Source organism: bacterium (genome assembly GCA_024224155.1).
GTDB lineage: Bacteria > Acidobacteriota > Thermoanaerobaculia > Multivoradales > JAHEKO01 > CALZIK01.
On record JAAENP010000154.1, the window covers coordinates 189,441 to 208,947 of the forward strand.

General features: G+C 63.9%; 15 protein-coding genes. 1 reads left to right on the forward strand and 14 read right to left on the reverse strand.

Annotated elements, in window-relative coordinates; genetic code table 11:
* The first annotated feature begins 73 nt into the window (after positions 1 to 73).
* The gene (locus tag GY769_09710; GenBank protein MCP4202198.1) at positions 74 to 2,629 is read left to right on the forward strand and encodes a tetratricopeptide repeat protein; all 2,556 of its coding nucleotides are present in this window, start codon (positions 74 to 76) and stop codon (positions 2,627 to 2,629) included.
* Here GY769_09710 and GY769_09715 read toward each other — a convergent pair.
* The 14 genes from GY769_09715 to GY769_09780 form a co-directional block, all read right to left on the reverse strand.
* The gene (locus GY769_09715; GenBank protein ID MCP4202199.1) at positions 2,621 to 5,962 is read right to left on the reverse strand and encodes a tetratricopeptide repeat protein; all 3,342 of its coding nucleotides are present in this window, start codon (positions 5,960 to 5,962) and stop codon (positions 2,621 to 2,623) included. The genes GY769_09710 and GY769_09715 overlap by 9 nt on opposite strands.
* Before the next feature lie 58 nt (positions 5,963 to 6,020).
* The gene (locus GY769_09720; protein ID MCP4202200.1) at positions 6,021 to 6,455 is read right to left on the reverse strand and encodes an acyl-CoA thioesterase; all 435 of its coding nucleotides are present in this window, start codon (positions 6,453 to 6,455) and stop codon (positions 6,021 to 6,023) included.
* A gap of 462 nt (positions 6,456 to 6,917) precedes the next feature.
* Positions 6,918 to 7,199: a hypothetical protein gene (locus GY769_09725; GenBank protein ID MCP4202201.1), complete on the reverse strand. Its 282-nt coding sequence runs from the start codon at positions 7,197 to 7,199 to the stop codon at positions 6,918 to 6,920.
* Between the two features lie 71 nt (positions 7,200 to 7,270).
* The gene (locus tag GY769_09730) at positions 7,271 to 8,512 is read right to left on the reverse strand and encodes a tyrosine-type recombinase/integrase (protein ID MCP4202202.1); all 1,242 of its coding nucleotides are present in this window, start codon (positions 8,510 to 8,512) and stop codon (positions 7,271 to 7,273) included.
* A gap of 231 nt (positions 8,513 to 8,743) precedes the next feature.
* Positions 8,744 to 9,133, reverse strand: coding sequence for a cytochrome c (locus tag GY769_09735; protein MCP4202203.1), 390 nt, complete (start codon positions 9,131 to 9,133; stop codon positions 8,744 to 8,746).
* 17 nt (positions 9,134 to 9,150) lie between these two features.
* On the reverse strand, positions 9,151 to 9,687 hold the full coding sequence (locus GY769_09740; GenBank protein MCP4202204.1) for a TlpA family protein disulfide reductase: 537 nt from the start codon (positions 9,685 to 9,687) through the stop codon (positions 9,151 to 9,153).
* Complete coding sequence (locus GY769_09745) at positions 9,684 to 10,760, reverse strand: transglutaminase domain-containing protein (GenBank protein MCP4202205.1); 1,077 nt, start codon at positions 10,758 to 10,760, stop codon at positions 9,684 to 9,686. The genes GY769_09740 and GY769_09745 overlap by 4 nt, the downstream gene beginning before the upstream one ends.
* Positions 10,729 to 11,319 carry an SCO family protein gene (locus GY769_09750; protein ID MCP4202206.1) on the reverse strand — a complete coding sequence of 197 codons (591 nt, stop codon included), beginning with the start codon at positions 11,317 to 11,319 and terminating at the stop codon, positions 10,729 to 10,731. Before GY769_09750 ends, GY769_09745 begins: the two co-directional genes overlap by 32 nt.
* Positions 11,316 to 11,969 (reverse strand): hypothetical protein, encoded by a 654-nt coding sequence (locus GY769_09755; protein MCP4202207.1) that lies wholly within the window; start codon positions 11,967 to 11,969, stop codon positions 11,316 to 11,318. The genes GY769_09750 and GY769_09755 overlap by 4 nt, the downstream gene beginning before the upstream one ends.
* Positions 11,970 to 11,977: 8 nt before the next feature.
* A complete protein-coding gene (locus GY769_09760; protein ID MCP4202208.1) occupies positions 11,978 to 12,874 on the reverse strand; it encodes an ABC transporter permease subunit in 897 nt (298 codons plus the stop codon).
* Positions 12,798 to 13,688: an ABC transporter ATP-binding protein gene (locus tag GY769_09765; GenBank protein MCP4202209.1), complete on the reverse strand. Its 891-nt coding sequence runs from the start codon at positions 13,686 to 13,688 to the stop codon at positions 12,798 to 12,800. The genes GY769_09760 and GY769_09765 overlap by 77 nt, the downstream gene beginning before the upstream one ends.
* Positions 13,685 to 17,041, reverse strand: a complete 3,357-nt coding sequence (nosD, locus tag GY769_09770; protein MCP4202210.1) for a nitrous oxide reductase family maturation protein NosD — start codon at positions 17,039 to 17,041, stop codon at positions 13,685 to 13,687. Before nosD ends, GY769_09765 begins: the two co-directional genes overlap by 4 nt.
* A 27-nt stretch (positions 17,042 to 17,068) precedes the next feature.
* Positions 17,069 to 18,910 (reverse strand): nitrous-oxide reductase, encoded by a 1,842-nt coding sequence (locus tag GY769_09775; GenBank protein ID MCP4202211.1) that lies wholly within the window; start codon positions 18,908 to 18,910, stop codon positions 17,069 to 17,071.
* A gap of 51 nt (positions 18,911 to 18,961) precedes the next feature.
* The gene (locus GY769_09780; protein ID MCP4202212.1) at positions 18,962 to 19,441 is read right to left on the reverse strand and encodes a cytochrome c; all 480 of its coding nucleotides are present in this window, start codon (positions 19,439 to 19,441) and stop codon (positions 18,962 to 18,964) included.
* Positions 19,442 to 19,507 lie beyond the last annotated feature (66 nt).

Sequence of the window (19,507 nt, forward strand, 5' to 3'; positions counted from 1 at the left end):
GATGGCGTCCACGCCGTAGACTCTCAAAGAGGCGTCCGCGGTTCAGCGCAGTGGCGACGCAAGCATGCCGAGAGTGCACAAAACGAAAGCTGCTGTGGCCCGAGCTCCTGGTGCCTTCTCGATCGTGCTGACAGGCCTGCTTGTCGTCACCGGCGGAGCCGGTTGCTTTCCTCGCAACCAGGAGACGTCGAAGGAGAGGTCGAAGGTCTACGAAGACGTAGCCCGCGAGGCAGGCATCAACCACTCGCACCTGAAGCCGATCCTCGATCCCAAGCTCGACAACATCATGTCCTGGATGGCGAGCGTCGGCGCGGCCGTGGCCGCCGGTGACTACAACAACGACGGCTGGATCGATCTCTATTTCACCAACTCTCGCAAAGACGAGCCGAACTATCTCTATCGAAACAACGGTGACGGCACGTTTTCCGAGGAGGCGCGGCCGGCGGGCCTGGCCGACGTGAACGGCGAAGCCGGCACCAGCATGGACGCCGTCTGGGGCGACTACGACAACGACGGTTGGGCCGACCTCTATCTCGTACGCTGGGGGCGCGACGCTTTGTTTCACAATCGGGGTGACGGGACCTTCAACGAGGTCAGTGATGAGCTCTTTCAGCGTACCGACGGCGCGCCCGGTCTCGACTGGGCCAACGGCAACGCGGCGATCTTTCTCGACTACGACCGCGATGGGCGTCTGGACATCTACGTCGGCAACTACTTCAAGCCGGTCGATCTCTGGAACCTGGCAGACACTCGCATCATGCACGATAGTTTTGAGAGGTCGCGCAACGGCGGCGGCAACTTCCTCTACCGGCAGCTGGGCGACGGGACGTTTCGTGAGGTCGCCGGTGAACTGGCGCTCGACGACGCGGGTTGGACCCTGGCGGTCGGCGCGGGAGATCTGGATGGCGATGGTTGGCCGGATCTCTACTGCGCCGACGATTTCGGTCCCGACCAGCTCTTTCTCGGTGGCCCCGGTGGCGTTTTTCGAAACGTCTCCGATACGGCACTGGGCTATGACACGAAGAAGGGCATGAACGCCGATTTCGGCGACTTCAACAACGACGGCTGGCTTGATGTCTACGTCACCAACATCACCACCGCCGAGTACCTGCAGGAAGGCAACATGCTCTGGTACAACCGTGGGCCGGGAGACGAGGGCGTGCTCCGTCTGACCGACGTTTCCCTCGAGGCCGGCGCCTACGACGGCGGCTGGGCCTGGGGCGCCAAGTTCCTGGACTACGACAACGACGGCGACCTCGACATCGCGTCGGTGAACGGTTTCATCTCCGCCGGCGAAGAAAGCTACTGGTACGACCTGGCGTCGTGGACGGTGGTCGGCGACGATCCGACCAACTCCCGCAACTGGCCGCCGATCGGCGACCGCTCGTTCTCGGGCTACGAGCGAATGCGGATGTGGCGCAACGACGGCTTGGACTCCTTTGATGAGCAGTCTCGAGCCGTAGGGCTGGACAGTACCCGCGACGGCCGCGGCATTGCCGTTATCGACTACGACAACGATGGCGATCTCGATCTAGCGATCGCCAACCAGGGAGCTGCTCCGCATCTCTATCGCAACGAGGCCCCGACGCAGAAACGTTGGCTCGAGATCGCCCTCGAGGTCGATCCGGCGACCGGGGTCAATCGGGACGGCCTAGGCACGCGAGTCACCCTGGCAACCTCGGAGGGCCTCCAGGTGCGCGAGCGTGAAGGCGGCAATGGTTACGCAGGCCAGAGTGAGCCCCGTTTGCACTTCGGCCTCGGCCCGGTCGAGCGAGTCGATCTGATCGAGGTTCGGTGGCCGGACGGCGGTCGCCAGTACTGGGAGGACGTGGCGACCAACCGATTGCTCACCGCTCGGCAGGACCCGGCTCGCTATACCGAGGACTCGCGCATCGCTCCGGAGACTCCGAGTTGGATTCCGCCCCTGCCGCCAGAGCGTCCGGCACCGCCCGAAATCGAGCCCGCCGAGCTCGAGCGGCGGCTGTCCCAAATGGAAGGACGATTGAGGTCGCCGCCGCCGCTCGACCACGCCCTGGCCGGCGCCTACCGGCTCCGGGCCTCGACCTATGACAGGCACGATCGGGCACTCGCGTTCCTCGAGCGGCTGGCATCCGAAGGTGCAGATCCGGAGGCACGGATCGAGCTGTCTCTGGCGTATGTCGACAAGATCCCGACCTGTGGTGGCCTTGCCGCGGTGGTCTGCAAAGGCAGCCTCGCCAAGAAGGGCCTCGACCGTTTGGACTCGGTTCTGGACGAAGATCCCGATTCGTGGCTCGCGCTCTACTCGAGGGGGATGAACCACCTGCATTGGCCGCGGGCGCTACGACATTCGGATGCCGCCGCCCGCGACCTCGAGCGCTGCGCCGAGCTTCAGGAGCGCTCGGGCCTGGTGAAGCCCTGGCACCTGCGCACCTGGCTGGCCCTGGGCCAGGCCTACGCCAAGGCCGGACGCTTCGAAGAGGCTCGCAGCAGCTGGCGGCGCGGGCTCGAGCGTTTTCCCGGAGCCGCCGGGCTTTTGGAGCACCTGGGTATTGCCGAAGACGAGAAGCTGCTCGACTACGTTCTCGAGAAGCGCAGTCTCGAGCAGCCGATCGATACCGACGTCTCGTTCTTCGACGGTCTATCTTGAAGGCTTCGAGCCTTCGGCGAACAGGTCTCGCGGTCTCCAGCGAGTGTTGTAGTCGAGGCGCCAATCGGAATCGGCCGAGGAGGCCTCCGGGAAGGGACCGATCTTGTCGCCGTCGATGACGTTGTGATCGCCGTCCTTGTCCCAGCCCACCGAGAAGAAGAAGAATGTCCGAACGCGGTCGTCGACCGGGGGAGGAAAGGCGTCAGCGGGGAAGGCCAGCTCGACCGCATCGCCGCCGCCGACAATCGCCAGACGACCGTCGCGCTCGCGGACGAGATCGAGGACGTCACCGTAGCGAGTGGCCCAACCCTCGAGCGCGTGGCGCCAGGGGGGGTGGTCCGAGACCGCCTCGAAGTCGGGGGTCGTGGGATGGTTGGCCCGGCGCGAGCGGATCTCCGAGAAACCCCGCCAGGCGAGCGAAGCCGCTACCGGAGTAGCGTTGTGACGTGTGAAGGCCGTCGCCGGCAGGTGCTCGCCCAGGGCGATCCGGTCCCAGCGGATCTCGAAGCTGGTCGCGAGCCTGAGGCGCCGGCTTCCAGGCGGCAGCTTGCCCTCGAGGTCCACCAGAATGGTCTTGGTCTTACCTGCGGGCATGCCGACAATGACATCCAGAGATCTCCAGCCGCTGGCGGTCTCGGCTTCCAGCCGCGGCGGGATGACCTTGGCGGGCGATCCCTGGGAAAGAGCGATGTTGGTGCTGGCGTCGCCGTACTGGAGCCATCCGGTGAGAGCCAGCACCAGCGGGCGTTCGGTGTCGAGGTTGCCAAAGTCGAGGTCGAGGGCCAGGGGCCGGGTCGTGCCTCTCCAGGGTGGCGGTAGGGGAACTCCCGAGGGAGCGAACACTCCGTCCAGCTCCGCCAGCTCGGAGGTCCGATCGACGCCGTCGCTTCCCAGGGCGCTGACTGCCGTCCGGAGACCGGTCAGTGCGTGGAGCTCGGACGGGGGGAAAGGAGCCGGCATCAGCTTGTCGATCGAATGAACCTCCACGTCTCGATCGTGATCGACCGCCACCAGACGTGCCTGGTCGAGGTAGAGAACCTCGCGCATCTCTTCGGTCACCTGCAGGATGAAGGCGCCGTCTCGAGGCTCGAGTTCTGATTCGGGACCGATCCACACGAGTTCGTCGGGGTCAGCATCGAGCGGGACGCCTCTCATGATCGACAGTCCGACCGGTGAGTTGCCGAGCACGTCGGTGACGAAACGAAAGCGCTCGCCGTCCCAAGCGTAGAGAAACGGACAAGAGCCGGTGGCGACGTTTTTCTCGACCACGGTCACAACGCCCCCGTTCAGTGCCGGATCGATCTGATTGTCGACGATGCCGTTCGTCCAGACCACTCGGACCGCGTCGAGCGCGTCTCGTTGACCGATGCCGATCTCGATCGGCAGAGTGCTCACGACTCGGCTGACGCGAAAGGCGCCCTGTCGGAGCTCGAGACGGGCGTCGAGACCCGCGGGGTTCGTCTTGGTGCCCTGGAGCCGAATCTTGAGCTGACGATTGCGATTGCCGCCGTCGTTCTGCCAGAGCCTCAAGCCGGCCTCGGTCGTCGCCAGGAGATCCGTGTCGCCATCGGCATCGAAGTCGACACGGGCAACTTGAAGTACACGGCCGGTTCGAGCATCGAGTCCGGTCTCCGCGGTCACGTCTCGCCAGGCTCCAGAGCCCATGTTGCGCCAGAGACGAAAGCCGCCGGTCCCGGCCGCGTCCGTATGTCCTACCGTCAAACCACCCACCAGAAGATCCAGCCAGCCGTCATTGTCGATGTCGACGAGCGCGGCGGTCTCGGGCTCTAGGTCCGGGAGCTCGAGATGCACGCGTCCTGCTCCCGCACCGGGCATGATCGTCACACCGGTGCGATGGATGAGAATCGAGTCGACGTGGCCGTCGTTGTCGACGTCGTCGGCCAGCACCACTCGGGCCTCTGGCCAGGGGCCGGGTGGCACTGGGAGCCCGCGGAACTCGCCGGCGCGCTGGTTCTCGAACACTCGGGTCGGGAAAGGCCCATGGGCGACAACAAGATCGACCCCGAGGTTGCCGTCAAGATCAGCGGTGGCCAGGTCGATCGCTGAAGCCGGGTCGACGATCCCGACCGCGGCAGACACTTCGACGAACCGGCCCTCACCGTCGTTTTGCCAGAGCTCGACGCCCGTGGCGGCCGCCACCGCCAGGTCGAGATCGCCGTCATACTCGTAGTCAACCCAGCGCGCCTGATGCCCTTTAAGATTTCCGAGGCCGGCCGCGACCGTTATGTCCTCGAAGCGGCTGCCGCCGGTCGCGCGTAACAGGCGGGCGCCCTCGGGATGCAGGATGAGAACGTCGTTGGCCGCGTGGATCGCCGGGTCGTACCGGACCGTCGCTGGAACGACGTTGTGGAAGTCGCCGACCGCCACCCACACTTCTGCGCCGGTTCCGAGGTTCCAGGGTGGGAGGTCGATGGACTTCCGGACCCACCCGTCACGATCGGCGCTGAGGAGGCTGGCACCGCCACCGTTCTGGACAGTGAAGATCGTCACCCTTGCCGACGGGTCGACTTCGAGCACCGCCGCCGCCACCGTCGAGGCCAGGGCGACGCGATCCGCTTCAGAGTCGAAGGTCTCGCCGGTGACATCGCGGAAACGCACCGCTAGCGGCTCGACGACTGGCCGGAAAGATCGCGGCCCGGTTTCTGCCAGGGTATGGACGCACTTCTCGAGCACCTCGGGGGTCCGGCTCTCGTCGCCGAAGAGGCGGCGCAGGCGCTCCAGCTCGTGCTGGTGGAATGCCAGGGCTTCCGAGTCGTCGGCGCGCCGCGCGTACCCCAGGAGCTTGTAGTGAGCGCCGGCGTGAAGTGGGTCCAGAGCCAGGGTTTCGCGCAGCTGTCCCGTAGAGTTCTCGTGATTGCCGGTGGCCTGGTAGGCGGAGGCGAGCTGAAAGCGCAGGGCTGCCGTACGCGGATCGAGCCGGACCGCTGCCTCGAGATGCGGCAGCGCTTCTTCGAACCGCGAGCGGCGGGCAAGGGTGAGGCCCAAGAGGTAGCTGGTGGAAGCCGCCTCCGGCGTGATCGAGGCCGCGCGCTCCAGGGCCGCCTCGGCGGCCTCCTCGTCGCGCGCCAGGAGGTAGGCCCGGGCGAGGTTGCGCCAGGCGGGCGCGGACGCGGCCTCGAGCTCGGTCGCACGAGAGAAGGACGCGACGGCACTGCGGGCGTCGCGGTTCTCGAAATGGGCCTGACCCAGGCTTGTCGCCCGCTCGAACTCTCTTGTGGATTCCTCGGCCACCTCCTGCCGGCAAGCCGGCAGTATCGAAAGCCCGGTCACGGCCAGGGTCGTGGCGAGGCGGAGTCGGCAGGCCCGGGTCATGAAGGCACCGACTATAACCGTATGCCCAAAGCCGGCGGTTCTCAGATGCGACCAGCCGCTATTCGGCCGAGAAGGGTTCGAGAGCCGCCTTGAGCTCGGCGGGCACCGGGGTCGGTACGATGCCTCCGTCCTGTCGCCGCATGCAAGCTATCTGCTGCTCGCCGCGGGCGACCAACTCCTCGGCTCTCTCGCCTTGGCGGAAATACTCGAAGCGCATGGTGATCCGGTTCTGCGCCATCTCCGCCAGCCGCATGCGGATCGCAACCTCGTCGAATGCGGAGAGCTGCCCGAAGTAGTCGCAGGCGCATCGGGTCGTGACAAGAACCAGGTCGTCGTTCAGTTCTTCGAGAAGCCCTGGGCAGTGCTCGCGCAGGAACATCTCCCGGCAACGCCCCTGCCAGCTGAAGTGGTTGACATAGTAGACGTTGCCAACCAGATTGGTCTCCTCGAAGCCGACCACATGGCGAATCTCGAAGAAGGGCTGAGGCGTCACCACCGGAAATCTCTACTCGGTTGCTGGTTCATGCTCTCGGGCTGAGATCCATCCTTGCACAATCGAATCTTGAGGGTACTAGGTGAATTGTTATCGAATGAAAGGAGAGGCCCCGGGGTGCGTCCCGTTCGGCAAACAGACGACAGGATTCCATCTGCCCGCACGGACGAGGCGTTGTTGATGTGTCACTTGGGAGGTAACCTGGGCGTCTGAGAGAGGCAAGGCATGTCGGGATGAGAGAGTTCGATCGATCTCGTCTCGCCGTCGGCGTCGGTGACCTCTGGGAGGCGGGCACGACGGCGCGTTTCCTGCCAGCTCTCCCAGGAGCTTGCGGTGGTAACGGAAGAAGGCTCGAAGCCGCTTGGGGATTGTGAACACCACCTGGCGGTGGGAGACGTCTTCGAGCAGTTCCTGCTCGGCCCAGTCCGCCCACAGAAGCTCACGCTTCTGGTGGCAGCTGGGTCACAAGCCCCGGAGCTTGCAAGAGAAGGTGACGAGGAACTCGTGCCGGCAATCCGGACAGCGCACTCGGGCCACGCCCTGGTCGAAGATGCCGCAATCGAGGTAGCGGTGAACGGCTGGTTCGACGCAACCACGCAGATAGCCGTGGGTGGGGCTGAAACGGTCGGCATATACACGGAGGGAGCACTCAAAGTGATGGGCGAGAGCCCGGTAGAGAACTGTACGCTCGGGACGGCGCGCGCGATAGACGCGGGCACTCGCTGCGGTTGCAACCGTCTCCACTCACCCGAGAAAGACGGAATCGGGTCGCCGCAGCTGGCATGAGCTCTACCCGGCTTGTCAGGGGGATGATGTCATTCGGATCGGGTGTCTCCGCCGTGGGTGCTCGCCTCAACAGCCGTCCGCATCGCTCGTGTACGATCGTCGGCGGCTCGCTTGAGGGCATCCGGCGCGAAGTGGGCGTAGACCTCGGTGGAGCGCCGGGAGCGGTGGCCGACGTTCTTGCCGGCGATCTCGAGAGGAACCCCTCGAGAGACATCCCAGCTGACGACATTGTGCCGCAGGTCGTGGAGGCGGAGCGGTCCAAGGCCATCGAGATGGTCAAGGCCGGCGCGCTTGCGGATCTTCGACCAGGGCTTCCGGACGCTCTCGAGGTGCTCCTCTGGGTTGCGACCGGGGAACACCCATCGGGAGTGGGCTTCTTGAGATAACTGCTCAAGGACCGCGAGCGCCTCGGTCGGGAGCTGCCTGTACTCCTCTTCCGCAGCCTTGGTTTTCAGTAGCTTGGCGACGCCGCCTTCCATGTCGAGGTTTTCCCACTCGAGCCGCAGTACTTCACCGATCCGCCAGCCGGTCCAGAAGACGACTCGGATGGCGGCGCAGGCGGTGGGGTTGCCGCCGGCCTGCTCTTCGGCTTCAATGGCCTTCAGGAGCTCGGCCATCTGCTCGGCATCGAGCATGACCTCCTTTTTCGCACCACGGCGCTCTTCCGGATATCGATCGATGTGTAGCGCTGGATTCGTGTGCTGGGGCCGCCATCCCCAGCGCTCGGCTTGGTCGAAGGCCTGCTGCAGAAGCGATAGGGTCCGGTTGGCGACGTAGGGGGTTGACCGCATCGCTGCGTGGAGCTTCTCGACGTCCGTGGGCGTCACAGTTCCAACGGGCACGGCACCGAGCTCGGGCAGCACATGGCAGCGGAAGAGGGTCTCGTAGTAGCGGATCGTCGAATCTCGGGGCGGGCGCTTCTTGGTGGGGAGGTACTCCTGGAGGAAGCGCTCGGCGAGGTCCGAGACGGTCGGAGACTCCCCGGGTCTCCAAGCAGCGGCCGGATCGCCGCCGGCCTTGACCTCAAGGCGGAGATTCGCGGCGATGGCCTGAGCCCGATCGGGGGTGATCTCGCCGTACTTGCCGAGCGTGATACGTCTCGGTGCGGTCTTCGGGTCCTGGCCTTTTCTCCGGTACTGGAAAATGAACACCTTCTTGCCGGCAGGCGTGGCCTTGCAGCCGAAGCCGGTGACATCGGTGTCCCATAGGAAGACTGGACGGGCACCAGCGCGGAGCGCATCGACCGAGCGCTTGGTGATTCGCTTGCGCATTCTTCGGCAATCATATAGCAATCACCACGGCTCAAACCACAACAAACCGTGGCCAATAGAACCAAGAGAAAAGGTACAAAATCAAACCAGAACAGACTCCAGCAAACCACGAACCGATGAATGGCATTCAAGAGGTCGTCGGTTCGATCCTGATCGGCTCCACCAATCATCGCTAGCGCTCAGACTCGGTGAGCCGCTCGCCACGGTCGTCTCGCGGCCTGACGGCGCGCTCTAGAGCGATCCCGGCTGGATCGACCTCAGATAGTCTGCGATCAAGCCCAGTTCCTCGTCGGAAAGCGACGGGTTGCCGCCTCGGGGAGGCATGGCGACGTGGCGCTGGTTGAGCGGGTGCGTGGCCGGCCGGCCTTCGGCGAGGAAAGCGACCAACTCGTCATCGCTCAGGCTCTTGACGAACTCGTTGTCGTGCAGGTCCTTGCCCAGCGTCATTATTCCTTTGGCGTCGGGGCCGTGGCAGACGGCACAAGTCGTCAGATAGAGCTCCCGTCCGGCAGCGATCCGCTCTGCCGAAGGGCCGCTGTCGCCGCATCCGATCGCGAGAAGCGCCAAGAAGCCGAGAGCCGCCATTTCGCCAAGGCCCTTTCCCAGGCTCCGGCGATCCATCCTGGCTCCCGCCCTCTTCATTCGTTCGGCAGCTGCGCCTGGGCGCCCTCGACGATCTCTTTCACGCTCCTATCGAAGTCCGCCGCCAGGATGTAGTGATGGAAGATACGGTGGATCCGACCGTCCCGATCGAGGAACACGACGATGGGAACGTAGTTGACTTCATAGTCGCGCAGGAGCTGTGGATTCTTGCCGGCGAGCATCGGGAAGGGCAATCCGAACTGCTCCTTGTAGCGCCGGATCAGCTTCTCCCCATCGGCCCAGACGTTGATGGTGACGATCGCCAGCTCTTCTTCGCTGTAGAGGGGTCGGGTGCGCTTCAGGAACCCGATGATCTGGGTGCAGTAGTGACACATGTTGTGCGTGAAATAGAGCACCGTGGGAGTCCCCAGAAAACTCTCCAGGTTGTGCACGACGCCGTTCTCATCGGGCAGCGAGAACAAGGGCGGAGGCTGGCCCTCCTCGGCCACCTGCTCCGCGTCCAGCGCTCCGCCGTCCGAAGTCAGCAGGAGAAACAGCGCCAGGAATACCGCGTGAAGCGGCGCGGGCCTCACCCCTGCTCCACCTCTCTGATCCAGTACTTGATCTCGTTCTCGTAGTTGGCGCCGTAGATGAGCGGGATGCCGTCGGCTTCGGCATACGCGAACGCGAAGGTGTTGAGGGGATCACCACCCTGGGCCGGATTGAGCGTCACCTGGCGCCCTTCGGAGACCTTGAAACGGTTCGGCGACAGCTGACCGAAAAAGAAGTCGCCTCCGGCTTCCGCCTTGTCGGCCTCGGAAATGTCGACCGGGATCCAACCCTGCGGCGGAGCGTAGAAGCTGGCCCAGCAGTGCGCGCCTGTGCAGTCTCCGGCCAGCGAGCCGGCCTGCTCCTGATCGCCGCTCGGGGCGGCGAGCGGAAAACCCTGCTCCCAGCGCACCGGGACGTCGCGGGAGATCATCACCGCCATGAAGAGCGCATGGTAGTCGTCGCACTTGCCCCGCTTATGGCGCATCACCCAGGCGGTATCTCCGGTGCCGCAGCCCGGGATCGTCTTGTCGTAGGAGAGCAGATCCACGATGGCGTCGAAGGCTCGCTGACCGATCTCTCTCGGTTCCCGGCTTTCTCCAATGGTGGTGTGGGCAAAACTCTCGACTTCGCTGGTGACTCGCACCCGTGGCGTCAGCGTCAGATACTTTTCAGCCGATTCGGGAGCGAGCACCAGTTGCTCGGCGCCGACCCGCTCCCTGGTGACGCGGTAGCGAGCCTCGACCTCGAACGGTCTGGGCTCGCTCACGATATGGGCCATCCGATTGCCGTAGATCTCGTCCCGGGTGATCTCGAAGGGCAGCGGACAAGTCAGCGAAAAGTCGCTGATCTTCTGGGCGTAGTCGGAGGGTGGCAGGGGCATCCAAACGTGCACCTCCTCCGCGTCGCTGGGCAGATCCATCACCCGAGTCCGGTAGCTGACGTCGAAGACCATTCGACTGAGCTGCGAGATGGGGAGTGGCCCGGCTAAGGCGGGCCGTCCGCCGCTGGCACCGAGGCCGCCGAGAGCCAGCCCCGCCGCGCCGCCGCCGGCGAGTCGCAGGAAAGATCTGCGGCTGAATCGGTCAGCCCAGCGCGGAGGCAGTGTGTAGGACACTCAGCAGCTCCTCTTGGTCCCAGTTGTAGGTCTCGAAGCTCTCGAGGGTTGTTCCGTCAGGCCCGACGACGAGCACTAGGATAGTGTGCTTTATGAGGTAGCCGCCCTCGACCGGTATTCGCCTCACCTCGATCCCCAGCTCCGCCAGCATCTCAGCCAAGCCGTCCGGTGGCCCGTTGACGAACATCCATCTTTGATCCTCGCGTGGATCGATCTTGTGCTTGCCGAAATGAAGCAGGATCTCTTCGGCGGTGTCTTCGGCCGGGTTGACCGAGATGTGAAGGTACCGGATGCCCGGTGGGCTATCGAGCTTTCGGTCCAGGTCGCGGAGCTGAAAGGTGATCATCGGGCAGGCGAAGACGCACTTGGCGTAGGTAAAGGCCACGATGGTCGTCGCACCCTCGAGAGAGTCGTTCGACACCGCCCCGCCGTCCCAGTTGTGAAGCTGGAACTTGGGCAGTTCCTGGGCCGCGCTCAACACCGCTCCGCCGAGCCAGGTCAGCACCAGGAGCAGTGGCACGGCCCCCCGACCGAAGGGGAAGTGCCGGACCGGCTTCACTCGAGGGCCTCGATCTTGATGATCTCCTCGACCGACCCACCATCGGTGAATTCGACCGTCGTTCCCTTCCTGGCGGTTCCGCCATGCCAGACCCAGACGTCATGTCGTCCGGCGGGGACGTTCCGGATGGTGAATTCGCCGTGCTCTCCCGTCAAGGTGGCGTACGGATGACCGAAAACCAGCAGATCGGCTTTCTCGTCGGGATGCAGGTTGCACTTCACCTCGATCGGGCCGGTCGCGTCCCGGTAGGCATGATAGGCGAGAATCGGACGCTCGACCTCCATTCCGGTTCGTGGCAGCGCGATGTTGTAGACCGTCGCGCCGTTGACCAGCGGCCGGCCGGAGACTTCCTCGTGCCCCGCCAGGTGAAGGTACAGGTGGGTGGTGTGGAGCGTGTCGTCTTCGTTGCGAAAGACGAACGCGTTGCCGACGAATCCAACGCTCAGCTCTGGCTCGAAGCTTCCGCCCTTGAGGTGACGGATGACCGTGTTCTGCCGAGGAACAGGTTCGCCGGACACCCCCTTGATCCACACGATGGCGGGCCGTTCCGGGTCCTTGGCGACCACTCGGCCGGTGAGCTCACCAGCCTGGGCGCCACCAGCGGTAGAGGTGAAGAGTGCGACAAAGGCCGAGAGTAGCAATCGATCCATGATCCGCCTCACACTAGAGTGTCGGCGCCGAGGCGCCGGTGAAAAAGTCGTCCGCTGACGAGCAGCGGCACGATGGTCCAGGCCACCAAAACGCCCGCCAGCACAGCCGTGGGGAATGGCGGCGAGATCGCCGCCAACCCCAATGGCGAGGCCGCGCTGCCAACCCACGAGAAGCAGAGCAATCTGAAGACGTCGGTGGGATTGAGCAGCAGCAGGTAGCCGAACAGGCCGGGTGGAATACGATCCCCAAGCAGCACCACGGCACCGACGAGAACGAGATCGAACACGAAGACAGCCACGATCCAGAGCAGCATCGAGGAGGCCACGCCCCTGCCGCGATCCTTGGTCAGGATCGATACCAGAAAAGCCAGGGCAAGAAATACGGCGCCCAGAATCAAAACGACGACCACCAGCGAGAGATACTCCAGCGGATCGATCGTGGTGGCCGCCATCAGGATGACGCCTGTGGGCACGAAGCTACACAGCAGGGCCAGCCACAGCGCCGCGCAGCGGCCCAGGAAAAAGCCCACGAAGTACTCGGAGGGCGACACCGGATACGCCAGCACCAGATCGAGCGTCCCGCGCCGCTTCTCGTCCACGATCGCTCCCGAGCCCAGAATCAGGGCCAGCAACGGCACCAGGTAGACCGATAGGTTCATCAAGCTGGCCAGCACCGCGCCTCCGCCAGGCACCTGGGCGACGCCGACCGGCACGGAGCCGAAGAACGTGATCGCCAACGCGGAAAGAAGAAAGAGAGCGCCGACGGTCCAGATCCACCGATTCCGCAGGCGGTCTCCGAACTCGCTGAGCGCGATGGTGATGACGGCGCTAGTCGGTTTCAGCGAGCACCTCCTCGAGCGTGGGCTCCTCGAAACGCAGCTCCTCGATCGCTTCCGAAAAGGTATTGAGCTCGGCCAGGAAAGGAATCTTGTTGCCTTGCGGAACGCTGATCACGATGCTTCCGTTTCTTCCGGCCACGATGGCGGTGGAGAGTCGGCCGAGAGCAGCTTGCAGCTCCTGATCGAGGTCCGGCGCCGATCGGAGGATCACTTTCAACGGCAGATCGAGCTCACCGCGCAGCTCGCTCTCGGTCCCGAGTGCCTGCACCACGCCCTTCTTGAGGATGCAGATGCGATCCGCGGTGCCCGAGACCTCTGAGAGTCGGTGCGAGGAGAACACCACCGTCCGCCCCTCGACCCTGTCGACGAGCTCGAAAAAGCGCCGCACCCCGTGGGAATCGAGACCTTCGAGCGGCTCGTCCAGGACTAGAACCCGCGGGTCTCCGAGTAGTGCCTGGGCGAGATTCAGTCGCTGGCGCATACCCTTCGAGTACACACCGACCTTCTTGTCCGCCGCATCCCGAAGTCCGACTCGATCCAGCATCGGCCGCACCTCGGTGACCTCGACCCCGCGCAAGCGAGCGTAAAAGCCGAGTGTTGTCGCTCCCGTCAGGTTCTCGTGAAATACCACCCTCTCGGGCATGAACCCGAGCCGGCCGCGAAACGCCCGCCAGCCTCCGGGTCGCAGCCGCTCGCCGCCGAGCAGTAGCCTGCCGCCCGACGGCTTCGACAGGCCCACGAGCATCCGCAGGAGAGTCGTCTTGCCCGAGCCGTTCCTGCCCAGTAGGGCCAGACGCTCGCCCGGGCGAACCTCGAGATCGGTCGGTGCCAGTGCCTGAACACCGCCGAAGCTCTTGGAGATTCCCTCCAGGTGAATCAATGGTGCTCTCCGGGAAGATGGGGCAATTTGCTGAGCGGACCGAAGTAGTCCACCGGTCGAGCCGGGTAGCGATGGAGAACGTGCTCCCAATCCGCCATCGAAGGAGAGGATCGAGGCTTGGGGTCGACCGCCTTCGGCACGCTGATGATCGGAAACTCCCGCTCGGCAAGGGCAAGCAGTTGCAGGCTGGGGCTGGTCAGCAGCAGCTTGGCGAGCGGATGCGTCGTCAGCAGAGCGTCGACCAGGGTGTTCGACCGATAAGCGACCTCGCCCCTGCCGTCGCCGTCGAGATCCCAACCGTTGTAGTCGGTCCAGAAGTTGCCCTCCCAGGTCTGGTCCTTCGCCGCCACGAACTCCACCTGGATGTGGTTCTCGATGAACGCGTTGTCCTGGACCTCGTTGTCCTCGGACCCGCCCCAGTAGTGCAGCCCGAGATTGTTTCGCGCCACGATATTGGAACGGATCTCGTTGTACAGGGAGTTGTAGACGAAGAGTCCCTTGGTGTTGCCGACCAGGGTGTTGTCGACGGCCGCGGCTCGGGTCACCTGGACGAGCAGCATTCCATGGGTGGCGTTGTTGTGCAGGACGTTGCCCCGAGCTTCGATCGCGCTCGAAAACATCAGGGCCAATCCCACCAGGTTCTCGCGGGCTCGATTGTCGTTGTAGACGCTTCGATCGCACCACATGGTATGGACGGCGTAGCGAGAGCGCGAGATGTCGTTGCCGGTCACGGTGCAATCGTGACTCAGCTCCATGTAGATCCCATCCCGACAGTCGGCCAAGGAGTTGCCCGAGATCGTCGCCCCGGTCACATTCCAGAGATGGATGCAATCACCGCGCTGTTCCTGCAGTAGCTCGGCCACGCCCTGAATCCGGTTTCCTTTGGCGACAGCGTTCTCGCTACCGTGAAGCCAGATGCCGAACCTGCACTTCTCGATGTCGTTGTCGAGAAGCCTGGCTCCGCCCGACGCCTGCTCGACGCGAATACCCGCATGCGATGACTCGAGATCGAGACCGCAGTTGCGCAGCGTCAGGCCCTCGATGGTTACGTTCGGCGCGTCGACCAGAACCAGTGTGCCGGTTCCGCCGCCATCGATGACGGCGCCTTTCTCGCCTCGCAGTGTCAGGGGCCGGTCCACCACCAGGTGCTCTCGGTAGATCCCCGGCTCCATGACGACGATGTCGCCATCGGAGCTCCGTGAGATAGCCTCCTGTAGCGAGCCGGTCCCGGGACCCAATCTCCAGGTTCGGGCCGCGTCCGCCGGATTTGCCCCCACCAACAGTGCCAGCAGAAGCGCGCCGGTCAGCACTCTGGGAGGCCGTTTCTCTTTGGCGGCGAGAATCAACTCGGGGCACCTCGCATGGTTCTGAGCGGTGTTTTGACAATCCCAGCACTGCAGACACTCGCGGTAGTCGATGCGTCCGGTTTCGAACGAGATGGCTCGAGGCTCGCATTCATGCCCGCAGATCTTACAGTCGCTGCACATGTTGTAGCGAACGAGGGGGCGCCAGGGTTTTCGAGACGGTATGGCCAGCGCCCCGCCCAGCGGACAGAGGAAGCGACAGAAGAACCGGTGACTCACGACTGACGCCAGGGTGATCACGATGAAGTACGCCACGAACGCGCCAGGGCGAACCAGTCTCAAGACGAAGGTCTTGAAAGGCTCTACCTCGTCGAGGGCCTCGGCCAGTGGAAGGTTGAAGAACGAGACCAGCAGGATCACCAGAAAGGTCACGTACTTGCCGAAGCGCCAGTACGTCGGCGGTTCCCAGGCCTCCAGTTTGTGCCGCACCTTCTCCGGGACCACCGCCTGCCAAATATTGAGCAGGACCTCGAGCAACGCCCCATAGGGGCACAGCCAGCCGCAGAAAAACCCCCGGCCCCAAACGAACAAAGAGATCACAATAGTGATCCAGAAGATGAAGATCAGGGGCTCCGAGAGGAAGATCGCGGCCGGAAACCGCCGCTCGATCGCCGATCCGGCGAGCGTCAGGATCTGGGTCGTGCTCGGCTGGGCCTTGAGGACCAGCCCGGCGCCAACGGCTGCCAGTGTGGCCACGGTGACGTGCACCAGCTTGCGGTGGCGGAGAATCCGTTGCTTGAAAGCGAACGCCACGGCCGTCCCGAGGATGAGAAGCGTCAGGAAGACGACGCCGGGCGCGAGCGCCACCCAGCGCGCCGCCCAGAAGGGCATCTCGGACTCGACGAACCTCTCCGGCAACCGGTAGTCGGCGAGAAAAGTCTCGTACGTTCTCTCTTCCTCGAGGCGATACGGCACGGTGAGCTGGAAGGTCCAGGGGGCCGCCGGATCGAACTCCGGATCGACGAAGAAGATTCCGCCTTCGCGCAGCCCCGGAGCGCCATTCGCCTCCAGCCTGGGAAGGTTGATGTAGTCGAGGTCCGCGAATACGAAGATCTTGCCATCCTGCTCGAGCTGGAACCGGTCGAAAATACCGCCGCGCGCGAACCCGGCGCCCTTGAACGAGAGCTCTCCATTGCCGCCGACGTAGATCGCGCTGCCGCCGTCTCTCTCCAGCCTCTCCCGGACCACGTTGTAGAAGCGGTCCCCAAGGAGGTTTCGGCCGATCGCCGGTGGGTCGAGTATGGCGAAGCGCAGATCGACCGCCACCGAATCGCTCGGCAGCCCCAGCACGGCGGAGCCGACGGTGATGCTCCCAATGCTGCCGTGGCGCACCAGCTCGCGCCAGGTCAGTGCTTCGTAGTGCATCGAGGGCCGATCGACTCTGATCTGTGAGGCCTCGATGAAACCCTCGGTGCGGCCAACCAGCCGACCGGCCTCAAGAACCGTGGCGTTCTCGGCCACCGCGGTGACGGTCGCACCGCTGATGCCGTCCACGGCGACGTAACCTTCCTTGGTGCCTCGGCCGATGATGATCCGGTCGGCGATATTCAAGCCGATGTACTGGTCGACGAAGGCGTGAATGACTTCGTCTGGGAGACCGATCAAGACGATCGGCTCGGAGTGGCGCACGATCTTGAGACCGGTGATGGTTCCCGCGGTGTCCAGTCCGACCAGTGTGTTGATGGTCTGTCCGGAGTAGGCGGGGACCTCCACTAAGTCATCCGTGAGGAACACGAACCCGAGCAGAGGCCGTTCGCCGGCCTCATCCCCCAGCTCATCTACTGCCTCAGCTTCTGTCTCAACTGGGGGACCGTAGGCCCTCCAGTGGTTCCCGCCACGGACGAACTCCTCGGCGCCGGGAAGGACATCGTGGAGCTCGTACGCGTATTGCTGCTCGCCGAAGTGGAGCTGAGCCGGTGCTGGTGCCGGAGTAAGGGCCCCCCCGGCAACCAGCACGGTGACGAGAGCCAGTGTCGCACCGCCGCGCATGGAATCCGTTTCCTTTCCCGATGCGATCTAGGCCTCTACCACAAACCTCATGCGCATCTCCAGATGCAGCGCGTGACAGAAGTTAGTGCAGTAGATCCAGAAGATTCCCGGCTTGTCCGCCTTGAACGTCACCGACTTCGTCTGGAAGGGACCCACGACGAAATTGATGTTGTAGTTGGAGATCGCGAAGCCGTGCGCCAGATCCGGAATTTCGTCGGTGTTGGTGACGATGAACGTGACCTCGTCACCTCTCTTGACCACAACCTCCTGCAGACCATAGACCGGAGCCGAAGCGGTCACTCGCACGGTCACCTTTTTGCCGTTCCTCTCGATCGAGCTCGTCGCCACCGCGTCCGGATGCTCCTCCAGGACCGCCCGATGCAGAACATGCGGCTCGATGAGGTCGCGCCGCACGATGATGCAGTCGTGCGGCTCGATGTAGGCTGATTTATCTGAGACCAGCCGCATCGTATCGCCCGAGATGTCGATCAGCTGATCGTTCTCTGGCTTGAGTGGACCGACGTTGAGAAAGCGATCTTTGGAGATCTTGTTGAGCGACAGCAGCAGCATTCCGTCCGCTTCTTTCGTCTCTGCCATCGAGGCCATGGTGTGACCCACTTGATAGTGAATGTCCAGCCGGTCGACCACGGCGGTCTCCCCCTCGACCGGGTTCTCGGTCAGGTCGATTGCCTTCTGGATGTTCCATTTCACCATCTGGCTGTCGATGAACAGCGACGTATAGGCATTGCCTCTGCCGTCGTAGGTCGTGTGCAAGGGGCCCAGGCCGATCTGCGGCTGGGCGACGATGGTGTCGGCGGCCTCGATCTCTCCGGCGAAGGCGGCGGCCAGCTTGTCGATGGCGACCACGGTTGCCGTCGGTGAGACCTTGCCCGATGCGATGGCGTATCTGCCATCGGGACTGACGTTGACACCGTGCGGGTTCTTCGGAATCGGCACATAGAGCGTTAGATCGCTTCCAGGCTGGCCGTCCAGCATCTTGACGCCGTCTACGACCTTGTAGTCGCCCGCGGCCAAGGCCGCCTTGATCGCGTCCCAGTTGAACACCACCAGGTAGTCGGAGTCCTTGGCCAGCATCTCCGAGATGGTGGCTCCCCCCTCGCTGTTGTAGGAGGTGGCGAACGAGTACTTGCCGCCGTAGTCGGTTGCGGCCAGATCGAGATTCGTGTGTACGGCGACCTGGGCGACGATCTCCATCGTCTCGGCGTCGATGATCGTCTGCACACCGCCGTACGTGTCGGGGTTCAGCATGTCGCCGCGGCCATCGTTGACGACCGGAGTGCGAAACTCGCTGTTGATGATCAGCCACTCCGTCTCGGGATAGCGCTGCGGAAACAGCCCGTGGCAGCCCTGCGCGTGTGGAATCGAGAGGATCGAATCGGTCTCCATCAGGTCCACCCGAATGCGAGCCACCCGGTTGTTGGCCTTGTCGTTCACCCACAGATACTTACCGTTGTAGGTGCCGTCGGTATAAGAGCCCTGCACGTGATGCGTGTCACCGACGTACATGCCGTTGAGCATCGCCTTGCTCTCGTTGGTGATGCCCCAGCCCGATGCCGAGTCGTAGTTGAAGACCGGAATCCGCTTCAGCTCCCTCATTGAGGGCATGCCCACGACCCGCACCTCTCCCGAGTGCCCGCCGCTGAAGAAACCGTAATAGTCGTCGAGCTCTCCGGGTGGAACTTTCGTCCGTGCTCCCGTTTCGTCCGGCGGCGCCGCGTCGGGCCCAACTGCGGTACAACTCACTGCCAAACTGAAACCCATCGCGATGATGGCGATACCGGCGAGCACACCTGGCCAGCGGGTGGCCCGACGAAGGTCAGAACCTCTGGTCAATCGCTTTGAACTCATTTCGTTCTCCTTAGGGCGAGATCGCCCTGGGTAGTTGTCGCCCTACGGGCCCTAGCTCCGGCCCTTCATCAATTCCAGGCAATAAGAGACCAGATGCCAGCGGTCTTGCGCCTGGATTGCGTCCTGGTAGGACGGCATCGGCGTCCCATCGAGACCGGTCACGAAAGTCCGGTAGATGGCGTCCGCGGTAGCGCCGCCCTTCAGCGGACCGGAAGTGAAATCGAAGGGGAGAATCGGGTCGCCCCAGCTGTCCTGGAGGACTCCCGAGGAGGGGCCGTCGCCGCGCCCCAGGTCACCGTGACATTTGGAGCAGTGCATCAGGGCGTACGCCTCGCGGCCCGTGTCGACCGATTCGGACGTCGCCACGTAGTCGGGGACCGAACCGATGTCGATCGGTTCCGAGGTCTTCTGCCGCTGCGATTTGGGCGAGAAGGTCTTGATGAACTCGATGACGGCACGTCGGTCCGCCAGGGAGAGAGCCGAGTGCGACGGCATGCCCGATCGCGAGATGCCCTCCGTGATCGTTCGCATCAGATCCTCGTCCGTCGGCAGGGAGCCGCTGGGAGTACTGCGGAACTTGAACGTTCCCGCGGTGAA